This is a genomic window from Paenirhizobium cremeum (assembly GCF_047553425.1).
In the GTDB taxonomy this organism is placed as follows: domain Bacteria; phylum Pseudomonadota; class Alphaproteobacteria; order Rhizobiales; family Rhizobiaceae; genus Allorhizobium; species Allorhizobium cremeum.
Map to the genome: position 1 here is coordinate 3,577,201 of NZ_CP180217.1, position 12,463 is coordinate 3,589,663.

The window sequence follows — 12,463 nt, forward strand, 5'->3', positions numbered from 1 at the left end:
GCCGCCATGCTGAGTACTATTCTCGTCGTTATCATCATTCTGCTCCTGATCGGCGCGCTGCCGAACTGGGGTTATAGCCGCAGCTGGGGCTATGGCCCTTCCGGTGGATTGGGCCTTGTGCTGCTCATCCTTGTCATTCTCTTGCTCATGGGCCGGATTTGAGCCCACGTTCCATCGAAAGGAAAAGACGATGAAAAAAACTCTTCTTGCTCTGGCATTGATCGCTCCTCTCGCATCCTGCACGGCAACGGAAAAAGGCGCGAGCATCGGCGCGGCTACCGGCGCCGTAGTCGGCGGCGTTGCAACGAATTCTTGGGGCGGAGCGGCGGTCGGCGCAGCGGTCGGCGGTGTTGCCGGCGCCCTGATCGGGCAGTCCCAGGAACGACCGGGCTATTGCATCTATCGCGACAGGTATGGTCGCCGATATGAGGCGCGCTGCCGATAAACGCACGAGGAGGATTGCGGTTCCGGAACGGACCGCAGCCGCTTGATCGGCGAAACCAGCGCTTCCGAAAAGCCACCGGCCCCACCGCCGGTGGCTTTTTGCCGACCGTTTTCAGCACCCGCGTTAAGACTTCGACCAAAGCCGGAACGAATCGGCGACGAATCGCTTACGCAGCGGGTTTCCCGCTTTGTTCACCGCTATATATTGTTGAATAACAAACGGTTAACCATAGAGAACGGTGGATATTAAGGGATTTCCCTTAGCCACCGGATCGGATCGTTAACGTATGCGCAAAAGGCATGAGGCCGGCACGAAGGCCGGCCTCATATCATGACAGGCGGATTTTCTCAGACGAAAAACTGTCCGCCATTGGCCGAAATCGTTGAACCGGTAATAAACCCTGCATCGTCTGACGCAAGAAACACCACGATGCGCGCGACCTCTTCCGGTTCGCCGAGGCGACCAACCGGGATTTGCGGAATGATGCGTTCGTTCAGCACCTTTTCCGGGATGGCGCGGACCATCTCCGTACCGATGTAGCCGGGGCAGATGGCATTGACGGTGATGCCCTTGGCGGCCCCTTCCTGGGCGAGTGCCTTGGTGAAACCGAGATCGCCGGCCTTGGCGGCGGAATAGTTGGCCTGTCCCATCTGCCCCTTCTGTCCGTTGATCGAGGAAATGGTAATGACGCGCCCGAAATTGCGGTCCCTCATGCCGGACCAGATGGGGTGGGTCATGTTGAAGACACCGTTGAGATTGGTGTTGATGACCTCGCTCCATTGCTCCGGCGTCATCTTGTGGAACATCGCATCCCGGGTGATACCGGCATTGTTGACGAGCACGTCGACCGGACCCAGTTCCGCCTCCACACTGGCAATCCCTTCGACGCAGGCGCTGTAGCTGGAAACGTCCCATTTGAAGATCGGGATACCCGTCTCCTGCTTGAAGGCCTGCGCCTTCTCGTCGTTGCCGGCATAATTTGCCGCCACCGAATAGCCGGCGTCCTTGAGCGCGACCGAGATCGCCGCTCCGATGCCCCGCGTTCCACCCGTCACCAATGCCACTCTGCCCATGAGCTGTCACTCCCTCTCTGTAAAGCTTCGCCGGCCACCGACTTTTCTTCCGAAGCCGTTGTTAGGATAGTTTTATGACACTTGATCAGACCCGCCCGGCGGCGTTTCCCACCCCGCCGGCTCCCGCAGGTCTTCGTTCCTCCCTTAAAGAGCCTCGAGGCACATGGCGATGCCCATGCCGCCGCCGATGCAAAGCGTGGCAAGTCCCTTTTTCGCACCGCGGCGCTTCATCTCGAACAGCAACGTATTGAGAATGCGCGCGCCGGAAGCGCCGACCGGATGCCCGATTGCGATGGCGCCACCATTGACGTTCACGATGGAAGTATCCCAGCCGAGGTCCTTGTTGACCGCGCAGGCCTGCGCCGCAAAGGCCTCATTTGCCTCGACCAGATCGAGATCCGCGACGTTCCAGCCGGCCTTCTTCAGCGCCTTGCGCGAGGCCGGGATCGGCCCTGTGCCCATGACCTGCGGGTCCACACCTGCGGTTGCCCAGGACGCAATGCGGGCAAGCGGCGCGATACCGCGTCGGCCGGCCTCCTCCTCGGTCATCAGCAGTGCCGCTGCCGCACCGTCATTGATGCCGGACGCATTGGCCGCGGTGACCGTGCCTTCCTTGTCGAAGGCAGGCTTGAGCTTGGCCATGCTGTCGAGCGTCGCGCCGAAGCGGATATATTCGTCGGCATCGACCGTGATGTCGCCCTTGCGGCTGGGCACGACCACTGACACGATTTCGTCCTTGAAACGGCCGGCAACCTGCGCCGCCTCAGCCTTGTTCTGCGAGGAAACGGCGAAGGCATCTTGCTCATCGCGCGAAAGCTGCCACTGGCGGGCGACGTTTTCGGCGGTGATGCCCATGTGATAGCCGTAGAAAGCGTCGGTCAGCCCGTCCTTGATCATGCTGTCGATCATCTTCAGGTCACCCATCTTGGTGCCGCCGCGAAGATGCGCGACATGGGGCGCCATGGACATCGATTCCTGGCCGCCGGCAACGATGATTGCAGCATCGCCCGTCGCGATCTGTTGCATGCCCAGCGCAACGGCGCGCAGACCCGAACCGCAGAGCTGGTTCATGCCCCATGCCGTCGCTTCCTGCGGAATGCCGGCCTTCATCGCGGCCTGCCGCGCCGGATTCTGCCCCTGTCCCGCTGTGAGAATCTGACCGAGGATGACCTCATCGACTTCCTTGGCGTCGACGCCCGCCCGCTCCAGAACGCCCTTGATCGCAACCGCGCCGAGTTCGTGAGCCGGCACATTGGCGAAGGCGCCGTTGAAAGATCCAACCGGGGTGCGCGCCGCGCTGGCGATGACAATGGATGCACTGCTCATGGGTGGTCTCCTCGCGTTTATCAGTCGTTGACGATGAAACTGGCAAAGCTTTCACCCGGTGTCAAACAGGAAGAAAGCAGACCCGTTTCATTCCTTGGTTGTACCCTCTTGAATTTCGTCAAATGCGGGTCCCGCAATGCACAAAGAGATTGTCACCGCGCTTCGTTTGCGTTTACATTCATGGAGGGAAGAGCAAAAATTCACAATAACAACGGGGTTAGGAGGCACGAATGGCCAAGACAGAGGGCGAGATTGTCATAAAAAAATATGCCAACCGCCGGCTCTACAACACAGGCACCAGCACTTACGTCACGCTGGAGGACCTGGCCAAGATGGTGAAGAAGGGAGAGGAATTCGTCGTACAGGATGCCAAGACCGGTGAGGACATCACCCATTCCGTCCTGACGCAGATCATTTTCGAGCAGGAGTCGAAGACAGGCAATACGCTACTGCCGATCTCCTTCCTGCGCCAGCTCATCGGCTATTACGGCGACCAGATGCAGATGGTCGTACCGAGCTTTCTCGAACACTCGATGAAGGCCTTCACCGAACAGCAGACCCAGATGCGGGAACAGATCACCAAGGCGTTCGGCGAAACGCCGCTGACCAAGAATCTGCAGATGCCCATACAGCTCATGGAAGAGCAGGTGAAGCGCAATACCGAAATGTTCCACCAGGCGATGCAGATGTTCTCGCCCTTCCTCGGCAGCCAGCCTCCGAAGGAAAGCCGCAAGGCGGAGGCCAAGGACATCGATGAACTCAAGGAACAGCTTCGCACGCTGCAGAACAAGCTCGACAGCCTCTGAGCCAACTACAGAGAGGTACGCGACACGAAGGGCGGAAGCATGGCTTCCGCTTTTTTTTGTGGGCCGAGAACAAGCCTGCAATCAGAGACCGATCGAAACGTCCCGGCCGGCCGAGCGGATGGAAACCGCAAAGCCTCCGACGACGTCGATGAAGGCGATCGTCATCAGGATGAAGAAATTCTGCGTCGCCGCATCCCGCACCAGCAGGAACTCGACCAGAAACGCGATGAAGACCAGCATCGACAGCATATGATTGAGAAGCGAACCGGATCCGTTCCGGGTGGCCTTCAGGATCTCGACGAACAGCACGACGAGGCCGACGAGAATGAACACGTCGCCGACCGACAGGGTCCAGATCGCGCCTGAGAGCATCAACAGCGACATCACTTCGTGCTGCAGCGCCCCGATCCCGCCGGCTCCGAAAACGCCGAGCATGGCGAGATTGTAGAGCACGAACGGCACGATCATCAGCGGGATGGCGGCAACCATGAGAAAGTCCTTCAGCCGGCGGGAAACGAACTCCCTGTCTCATTTCGGGACGATTAATTGCCGGCTGGCCGGAAAAAGTAAAGGCCGGCGCAAAGGCCGGCCCTTGAAAGATCTCTGCGTAAGCAGGACTTATGCGCTTTCCTTCGGCGTCAGCACCTGACGGCCACGATACATACCGGTCTTCAGATCGATATGGTGCGGGCGGCGCAGTTCGCCGGAGTTCTTGTCCTCGACATAAGCCGGGGCCTTCAGACCGTCAGCAGAACGGCGCATACCGCGCTTGGACGGGCTTGTTTTTCTTTTCGGTACAGCCATTTCAGTTACTCCACATGACGGGCAAAACAGATTCCGCGGCCCGGTGAGGCCGAACAGCATCTGTCTCGATCTCGGAATTTTGCGGGCTTATACATGCCCGGCAGGGCTTTGACCAGTCCCTGGCGCATTTTTTTCGCCCGGCCCTGACAAAAATGGCGTCATGCCTCGTCCTCGGGCACGATCCAGGTTTCCTGAAGGGCCGCGTCCCGCCAGGCAACCCATGCCGGGTGAGCCTGCATCGCCGACATGTACTCCAGCGTATCCTCGCTGGAAACCAGATCGTAGACATCAAACCGATTGACCACCGGTGCATACATGGCATCGGCCGCAGAGAACCCTCCGAAAAGGAAGGGCCCGCCCGAGCGCCGGCGCACCTCCCGCCAGATGTTCTCGATCCGCTGGACGTCGGCCGTGACGCCTTCCGGCAGGTCGATCGCCCGCTTCTCCCGCCGGATGTTCATTGGGCAGGCGCTGCGCAGCGCGCGGAAGCCGGAGAGCATTTCCATCGAGATCGAGCGCGCCATCGCCCGGTCACCGACATCCTCGGGCCAGATTCCCGCATCGGGAAAGAGTTCACCGGCATATTCGATGATCGAGAGCGACTCCCAGACCCGCAATGCGCCGTGATGCAGCACCGGCACCCGCCCGGTCGGGGAGATATCCCGGAAGCGAGGATTGCCCGCCTCGAAGTCGAACGGGATCAATTGCTCCTCGAAGGGGATACCGGCCGCCGTCAGCGCGATCCAGGGCCGGAACGACCATGAGGAATAATTCTTGTTGCCGATATAGAGAACGAGCCCGTCCATTGCCTTCCCCCTGCTGCTTACGCCATTTTCGAGCTTAGGGCCGCCCACGGTTCAGCACCAACAAATCTTTTGAAAGTCAGTCATAAAGGCAAGTGATATAGTCGCCTGAACGCTTGGCGCGCCGGTCGACGACGCCGGCCAGACGCTTCATGCCGTTGCCCGGCTTGCTGGCCACCCGGGTGATCGGATTGGGTAGCGAAACGGCAAGCAGCGCCGCCTGCCGCGCATTGAGCTTTGCCGCCGGGATCTTGAAATGGTGCTGGGCCGCAGCCTCGACGCCATAAATGCCCGGTCCCCATTCCGCGACATTAAGGTAAATTTCCATCGTCCGCTGTTTGGACCAGACGGCGTCGGCGACAATTGCCAGCGGCAACTCCATTGCCTTGCGCAGCATCGACCGACCATTCCAGAGATAGAGGTTCTTCACCGTCTGCATCGGAATTGTACTTGCGCCGCGGGTGGCCTCTCCGGCAAGCGCGTCATCGATCACGCTTTTCATCTCGCCCCAGTCGACACCGTGATGAGAACAGAATTGCCCGTCCTCCGACATCATCACGGCGCGCACGAGGTTCGGCGAAATGTCTTCGAAATCGACCCAGCGGCGGTCATAGCCCTGAAACGTCGCGAGATCGGCGAACATGAGCGTCGAGACCGGATGGATGAAATCGAGACGGTAGAGAACGATCAGGGCATAGGGCAGCAGGAGAAGTGCGGCCACCACACCCGCGATCCGCCTTGCCGTCTGCGGTATTCGCCGCGTTGGCACCGGCTCCTCCTCCGGGCCTGCATACCCGATATCGCTGTCCTCAGCCAATGAAACCCTGTCCGATGTTAGACTTTCCGTTTCTCTTAGCCGCCCTTGGCGGCCAACGCCAGACCGCTTTCGCCTATGGCTCGCCAAGCCCCCAGATTCCCGTTGCCTGCGCTTGAAGAGCATGCCAAATAGCCGCCCATGAGCGCGATGACAAAGAGCCCGACGACACCTTCCTTCGAAAGCCGCCTGCTGACAACCGCTTCGAGGGTCGAGGCGCTTCTGGACAAACTCCTCTCGTCTGGCTGCCTGCATGACGAACTCGTCCGGCCGCAACGGCTGCTTGATGCCATGCGCCACGGGACGCTCAACGGCGGAAAGCGCATCCGCCCCTTCCTCGTGGTCGAAAGCACCGCCCTCTTCGGCGGCAACGCCGGGGCGGCATTGCGCATCGGCTGCGCGCTTGAATGTCTTCACAGCTATTCGCTGGTGCATGACGACCTGCCGGCGATGGACGACGACGACCTGCGTCGTGGCAAGCCGACGGTTCATGTCGCCTACGACGAGGCGACCGCCATTCTCGCCGGCGACAGCCTTTTGACCTACGCCTTCGACGTGATTGCGGCACCGGAAACCGCGCTTTCCGATCGCGCCCGGATCGAACTGGTACTGGCGCTTGCCCGCGCAGCCGGCATCGGCGGCATGGCCGGCGGTCAGGCCCTCGACCTTGCGGCCGAGAAGCAGGCGCCGGACGAGGCCGGCATCGTGCTTCTGCAGTCGATGAAAACCGGCGCCCTCCTGCGCTTTGCCTGTGAGGCAGGCGCCATCATCGCCGAGGCGCCGGCTGAAGATCGTGCCCGCCTCAGGCGTTTCGGCGAGGTAATCGGCCGTGCGTTCCAGCTTGCCGACGACCTGCTCGACCTCACCTCCAACGCCGCCACGCTCGGCAAGGCCGCCGGTAAGGACGCCGCTCGCGGCAAGGGAACGCTGGTGGCGCTCAAGGGGCAGGAATGGGCGGAGGCCGAACTCGACCGGCTGGTGGCGGAGGCGGAAAGCCTGATCGGCGCCTATGGCGAGAAGGCAACAACCCTCATTGAAGCCGCCCGTTTCGTCGCCAACCGAAAGCACTGACATGAGCAAGTTCTGGTCGCCTATCGTCACCGCGCTCGAACCCTATGTCGCCGGAGAACAGCCGGCGATCGCGAACCTCGTGAAGCTGAACACCAACGAGAACCCCTGGGGACCCTCACCGAAGGTGCTGGAGGCGATCCACGCCGCGACCAATGACGACCTGCGCCGCTATCCCGACCCTTCAGCAAGGGCGCTGAAGGAGGCTATAGCCCGTTATCATGGCGTAGCATCGGAACAGGTCTTCGTCGGCAACGGCTCGGATGAGGTTCTGGCCTTCATCTTCGCAAGCCTGCTGAAGCACGATGCGCCGTTGCTCTATCCGGACATCACCTACAGCTTCTACCCGACCTATAGCCGTCTCTTCGACATCGAGACGCGCTCGATCCCGCTCGACGCGGATTACCGCATCCGCCCGGAAGACTATAACGCCCCCTGCGGCGCGATCATCCTGCCCAATCCGAACGCACCGACAGGCGTCGGCCTGCCGCTTGGCGATATCGAACGGCTTGCCACAGCCCATTCCGATCAGGTCGTGGCGGTTGATGAAGCCTATGTCGACTTCGGTGGCGAGACGGCGATCCCTCTGATCGCCGACCATGAAAATGTCATCGTCATCCGCACCTTCTCGAAGTCGCGCTCGCTCGCCGGCCTCAGGGTCGGTTACGCCATCGCCCAGCGCCCGCTGATCGAGGCGCTGGAGCGGATGAAGGACAGCTTCAATTCCTATCCGCTGGATCGCATCGCTCAGGTTGCCGCGGTCGCCTCGATCGAGGATGATGCCTGGTTTACCGCCCACCGGGACGAACTGATCGAAAACCGCAGACAATTGACGGAAGAACTTGAAAACCGCGGCTTCGTGGTGCTGCCGTCGCAGGCGAATTTCGTCTTCGCCCGCAAGCCGGGCTTCGAAGGAAAAGAGCTTGCCGCAGCGCTGCGGCAGCGGGCCGTCTTGGTACGCCACTTCAACAAGCCGCGCATTACCGACTTCCTGCGCATTTCCATCGGTACGCAAGCCGAATGCCGCCGCCTTATCGAAGCGATGGATGACATTCTCTAAGGCTCGCCCAGGCAAAGCGCAGTCGATGCAGCGCACTTCATTGAACCGGACACGCTGCAGCAGGCCGCCGATAACAAACAAGGCCGGAGCATCTTGTCCGATGCTCCGGCCTCTTGATAGGTGAGGCTGCGGGCGCCGAAGACCGCCCGCCTTTTCACGCGGTGATGGCGTCAGGCCCGAGGTTATTCCGCTTCGTCAGCGGAAGCGGCGTTGAGCTGGCCGTATTTTTCCTCGCCGATCTTCGAAAGCAGTTCGAGCTGGGTCTCGAGGAAGTCGATATGACCCTCCTCGTCCGCCAGAAGGGTCTCGAACAGTTTCATAGAGACATAGTCACCGGCCTCATAACAGATGTCGCGGGACTTTTTATAGGAGGTGCGAGCGTCATATTCGCCGGCGAGATCGGCTTCCAGAACTTCCTTGACGTTCTGGCCGATGCGCAGCGGTGCGACCGTTTGCAGGTTCGGATGACCTTCGAGGAAGATAATGCGGGCAACCAGCTTGTCGGCATGCTGCATTTCCTCGATGGACTCAGCACGTTCCTTCTTCGCAAGCTTCAGATAGCCCCAGTCTTCCAGCAGGCGATAGTGCAGCCAGTACTGGTTGACCGCGCCAAGTTCGAGGAACAATGCCTCGTTCAATCTTTCGATGACTTTCTTATCGCCCTTCATGGTGGTGATATCCTCTACCTGTGTTGCAATAACTGACATAAACCCTGCATCCAGTGTCATGTCAAACTTTTAGAATGATTCTAATCCAAACTACTGTGTATGCTGCACCGGCCATCCTAGAACATCAACGCGTTCTTGAAAACGGGCCGACCGACGGCCGGTTCCTTGCCGGACATGGAAATGAAACGGGATTCAATGGAAGGCGGCGCGGGACATATGCGCGCCTGAAGTCATCGGATATCAGGCGACCTTGCCGAGGTTTCGGCGGCGCTCAAGATTGGCAAGTCGCTGTTCCTCATGGAAACGGCGCAGGCGTTCCATGAAGTCGCAGACCTTCACGCCGTCCGTCTTGTGTGTAGCGTGATACTCTTCCGTCGTTTTGATGATGATATCGACGACGTTGGGGAAGCAGCCGCAACACCGCCCGCGCTTGCCCATGGCATGGTAAACCTTGGCGGGCACGATAAGCTGCCAACAGTCCTCATCAAGGAGTTCGTTGATAACCTCCCTGATTTCTTTGTCGGTAATAAAGTTGCAGCTACAAACCAGCATGGTTTCGTTGCCCGGGAAACATGACTTTCAGCCACTTCTTTCTGCAAAACCCGATGACCGTTGTCAAGAAAAGAATCCGCTAAAGGACACATGGTAGCCATGCGCGGTGGCGTCCCGAACATCCCATCTGGCCGGGACATCGCTAACGAGGCAACGCAATCCGAAATCCCCCAAGATTTCATCGGCGCCGATGAGCGTCGCGAAGGAGCCTGTCGTTACTGGCTTTGCGTATCGGAAAGCAGGCCGCTGGTGCGCAGCAGCGAAGCGAAACGGCCGCCCCTTGCGCTCAGTTCGTCATAACCGCCCATTTCGATGATCCGGCCCTGGTCGAGAAACAGCACGAGGTCGGCTTCGCGCACGGTCGACAGGCGATGGGCGATGATGAAGGTGGTGCGGTCCTTGCGCAGCCTGTCGATGGCGTCCTTGACGCGGGCTTCGGTTTCAACGTCCAGTGCGCTCGTTGCTTCGTCGAGCACGAGGATCGGGGCATTCTTCAGGATTGCACGGGCAATCGCGATGCGCTGGCGCTCGCCGCCCGAAAGCCGGTTGCCGCGTTCGCCGACCACTGTGGTATAACCCGTCAGGCGGCTCTCGATGAAATCGGTGGCGGCGGCAGCCTCTGCCGCCTTCATGACCTCTTCCTCGGTCGCATCCTCGCGGCCAAGGCGGATGTTTTCCTGGATCGAGCGGTTGAGCAGGCCCGCATCCTGGAACACGGTCGCGATCGAATGACGCAGCGATTTCCGGGTGACGGTGGAGATATCGACGCCGTCGATCAGGATCTTGCCCTTCCGGGGCTCGTAGACACGCTGCAAGAGATTGATGAGCGTGGTCTTGCCGGCACCCGTCGGCCCGACGATCGCGATCGTCTGGCCGGCCTTTACCGAAAAGGACACGTCGTGGACGCCCTGTCCGGTATTGGCGAAGTCGAAGGAAATGTCGCGGAATTCCACGTCGCCCTTGACGTTCCGCAGTTCGACGGCGCCGGCCGGCTCCTCGCGTTCTTGCACCGCATCCTCCAGCTTGTAGAAGTCCTCGAGCTTCGAGCGAGCCTCGAATATCTGGGTCGCGAACTGCCGCATCTGGTCGAGACGGCCGATCAGAAGGGTGGCAAAACCGGTGAATGCGATGACGTCGCCGACCTTGAGGTCGCCTCTCTGGACGAGCAGGGTGCCGATGACCAGAATAATGAGCATCGACAGGGTCGAGGCGATGCGGTTCAGCGCGCTGGCGATGGCCCACCAGTCGAGTACGGGATACTGTGCGGCGAGAAGCTGCTCGGCATAGCGTTTTAGCGCGCGCGTCTCGGCTTCGATGCGGTTATAGCTATGCAGCACCGACACGTTGCTGATCGAGTCGCTGACGTGGGAAAAAACGGTATGGTAATGGCTCTCGACGGATGCCTGCCCTTCCTTGGTGCGGGTCATCACCGTCTTGCCGATCAGAACGTAGAAGATGCTGAGCACGACCAGGACGGCGGTAAGGCGGACATCCATGGAAAACGCGGTCGGAACCAGAAGCGCAATCGCAACAGCGGTTGAAAGATGCGTGCGCATGAACTCGAGCCAGAGGCCGAAGAGCGTTTCGCTGGCGCGCAGCAACGTGTGGAGGGCATTCGAGGTGCCGCGCTTCTGGTGCCAGCTGAGCGGCATGGAAATGATGCGGCCGAAAGCCTCGGTCAGCAGGTCGGCCCGCCGGCCGTGCGCGAGACGGTCAGCCTCGCGTGCGACAAGAACGAAGGCGAAAGTATTGAAGACGCCGAAACAGCCCCAGGCGATGAGGATCATCTTCGGATCGCGCTTTTCGGAGATCGCGTCGATGATGCGACCGAAGAGAATGGGTTCGGCAATGGTGATGACAGCGAGAATGATGTTGGCGAACACCACCAGCGCCACCCGGAACCTGTAGGTCGCGAGGTATTTGAGCGCCTTGATATAGACTTGAAACAGGGACAATTGCGTTCTCTCGTCGGTCAACCGCTATCCGTTCAAAGCTTCAAGCGCTTTTCGCGTAGGAAGGCAAGAGTGAGGCGGGAAACCGGGGCATATGGTTGTTGTGCAGCTCAAGCCACGCGCTGGATAAAAAGAACACTGCAACCGGGACGGGCGGCGGATTTCGATTGGTTGTTCCGGCGGCAATGGCTAGATTTCGGATGTCGAATTTAAACGCCTCCTAACCGAATATGGTAGCAAATGATTTACATCGTGCCGGACGGGCACAAGACAAACGCGACGGCTATGGCTTTTTCGTGGTGTTGCCGCTTCGGCGGCCTTGGGGGTTTAAGTGAGTGTCAATCAGATAATCCAGTTCCTTGTGGTTGCCGACGAATGCAGGTCGCCGGAAGAGGTCGTCGTCGAGCTGGAAAAGCTCCTTCGCGCCTATCGCTTTGATTATTATGGAATTCTGCGGCATCCGAAACCGCACGAAAATCCCATGAAGCTGGTGCTTGTCGGCCGTTGGCCGGAGCGCTGGCCCGAAACCTACATTTCCAAGAAATTCGTGCTGATCGATCCGACCATCCGCTATCTTGCACAGGCCCAGAAGGGATTCCGCTGGCGCGACACGATTGTCGCATTCCGCAACGATCCGCACCGCAAGCGCATGGAACGCATGATGGGCGAATCGATACGCTTCGGCCTTGAGGACGGTTACATCTTCCCGGTTCACGGACGACAGGGGCTGCTGGGCAACATGACACTCGGCGGCAAGCCCGTTGACCTGTCGCCCGTGGAAATCACGCTGTTCGACGCCGTGGCCAAGAAGGCCTTCTGGCGTCTTCTGGAGTTGAAACAGGAGACCGGCGAGCTTGAGGCTGCTGCCACGGTCGACACGAAAATGACGCGACGCGAGATGGAGGTTCTGAACTATCTCGCCGACGGCATGACGTCCAACGAGATCAGCAAGGTGCTGCAGATCTCCAACCACACCGTGGATTGGTACATGAACGGCATCCAGGACAAGTTGAAGGCAAAGAACCGCCAGCATGTCGTGGCGCTGGCGCTCCGGCTCGGGCTCATCACCTGACGGCATCGGCGTGGGCTAAA

At 59.8% G+C, this 12,463-nt stretch carries 15 protein-coding genes; 6 read left to right on the forward strand and 9 right to left on the reverse strand.

What is annotated here, in order from left to right:
• Positions 1-6 precede the first annotated feature (6 nt).
• Both ACLBKR_RS17350 and ACLBKR_RS17355 read left to right on the forward strand, forming a co-directional pair.
• A complete protein-coding gene (locus ACLBKR_RS17350; RefSeq protein WP_112830472.1) occupies positions 7-162 on the forward strand; it encodes a DUF3309 family protein in 156 nt (51 codons plus the stop codon).
• 28 nt (positions 163-190) lie between these two features.
• The gene (locus ACLBKR_RS17355; protein WP_112830473.1) at positions 191-445 is read left to right on the forward strand and encodes a glycine zipper domain-containing protein; all 255 of its coding nucleotides are present in this window, start codon (positions 191-193) and stop codon (positions 443-445) included.
• A 347-nt stretch (positions 446-792) separates the two neighbouring features.
• Here ACLBKR_RS17355 and ACLBKR_RS17360 read toward each other — a convergent pair whose 3' ends face one another.
• Positions 793-1,518 (reverse strand): beta-ketoacyl-ACP reductase, encoded by a 726-nt coding sequence (locus ACLBKR_RS17360; protein ID WP_113447442.1) that lies wholly within the window; start codon positions 1,516-1,518, stop codon positions 793-795.
• Positions 1,519-1,662: 144 nt separating this feature from the next.
• Entirely contained in the window at positions 1,663-2,844 is a 1,182-nt protein-coding gene (locus ACLBKR_RS17365) for an acetyl-CoA C-acetyltransferase (RefSeq protein ID WP_112830475.1), read from the reverse strand.
• A 230-nt stretch (positions 2,845-3,074) separates the two neighbouring features.
• Here ACLBKR_RS17365 and phaR point away from each other — a divergent pair, with 230 nt between their 5' ends.
• Positions 3,075-3,650 carry a polyhydroxyalkanoate synthesis repressor PhaR gene (gene phaR, locus ACLBKR_RS17370; RefSeq protein WP_112830476.1) on the forward strand — a complete coding sequence of 192 codons (576 nt, stop codon included), beginning with the start codon at positions 3,075-3,077 and terminating at the stop codon, positions 3,648-3,650.
• 81 nt (positions 3,651-3,731) lie between these two features.
• Here phaR and ACLBKR_RS17375 read toward each other — a convergent pair whose 3' ends face one another.
• The 4 genes from ACLBKR_RS17375 to mtgA all read right to left on the reverse strand — a co-directional run bounded on the left by ACLBKR_RS17375 (position 3,732) and on the right by mtgA (position 6,026).
• On the reverse strand, positions 3,732-4,139 hold the full coding sequence (locus ACLBKR_RS17375) for a hypothetical protein (protein ID WP_112830477.1): 408 nt from the start codon (positions 4,137-4,139) through the stop codon (positions 3,732-3,734).
• Between the two features lie 129 nt (positions 4,140-4,268).
• A complete protein-coding gene (gene rpmF / locus ACLBKR_RS17380; RefSeq protein WP_112830478.1) occupies positions 4,269-4,454 on the reverse strand; it encodes a 50S ribosomal protein L32 in 186 nt (61 codons plus the stop codon).
• Between the two features lie 158 nt (positions 4,455-4,612).
• Entirely contained in the window at positions 4,613-5,260 is a 648-nt protein-coding gene (locus tag ACLBKR_RS17385) for a glutathione S-transferase family protein (protein WP_113486204.1), read from the reverse strand.
• A gap of 76 nt (positions 5,261-5,336) precedes the next feature.
• Positions 5,337-6,026, reverse strand: coding sequence for a monofunctional biosynthetic peptidoglycan transglycosylase (mtgA, locus tag ACLBKR_RS17390; RefSeq protein WP_162759171.1), 690 nt, complete (start codon positions 6,024-6,026; stop codon positions 5,337-5,339).
• Between the two features lie 195 nt (positions 6,027-6,221).
• Between mtgA and ACLBKR_RS17395 the strand changes: the two genes are divergently transcribed.
• Together ACLBKR_RS17395 and hisC are read left to right on the forward strand one after the other, a co-directional pair.
• Positions 6,222-7,142, forward strand: coding sequence for a polyprenyl synthetase family protein (locus ACLBKR_RS17395; protein WP_113425575.1), 921 nt, complete (start codon positions 6,222-6,224; stop codon positions 7,140-7,142).
• Between the two features lies 1 nt (position 7,143).
• On the forward strand, positions 7,144-8,199 hold the full coding sequence (gene hisC, locus ACLBKR_RS17400) for a histidinol-phosphate transaminase (protein ID WP_113438913.1): 1,056 nt from the start codon (positions 7,144-7,146) through the stop codon (positions 8,197-8,199).
• A 182-nt stretch (positions 8,200-8,381) separates the two neighbouring features.
• Here hisC and bfr read toward each other — a convergent pair whose 3' ends face one another.
• From bfr to ACLBKR_RS17415, 3 genes are all read right to left on the reverse strand, one after another.
• A complete protein-coding gene (bfr, locus tag ACLBKR_RS17405; RefSeq protein WP_112830482.1) occupies positions 8,382-8,867 on the reverse strand; it encodes a bacterioferritin in 486 nt (161 codons plus the stop codon).
• Between the two features lie 240 nt (positions 8,868-9,107).
• Positions 9,108-9,419 carry a (2Fe-2S)-binding protein gene (locus ACLBKR_RS17410; protein ID WP_112830483.1) on the reverse strand — a complete coding sequence of 104 codons (312 nt, stop codon included), beginning with the start codon at positions 9,417-9,419 and terminating at the stop codon, positions 9,108-9,110.
• A gap of 215 nt (positions 9,420-9,634) precedes the next feature.
• Positions 9,635-11,374: a glucan ABC transporter ATP-binding protein/ permease gene (locus tag ACLBKR_RS17415; RefSeq protein ID WP_113438912.1), complete on the reverse strand. Its 1,740-nt coding sequence runs from the start codon at positions 11,372-11,374 to the stop codon at positions 9,635-9,637.
• 328 nt (positions 11,375-11,702) lie between these two features.
• On the opposite strand from ACLBKR_RS17415, the gene ACLBKR_RS17420 reads away from it, so the two are divergent.
• Positions 11,703-12,443 carry a LuxR family transcriptional regulator gene (locus ACLBKR_RS17420; protein WP_113338145.1) on the forward strand — a complete coding sequence of 247 codons (741 nt, stop codon included), beginning with the start codon at positions 11,703-11,705 and terminating at the stop codon, positions 12,441-12,443.
• Positions 12,444-12,463: the final 20 nt, after the last annotated feature.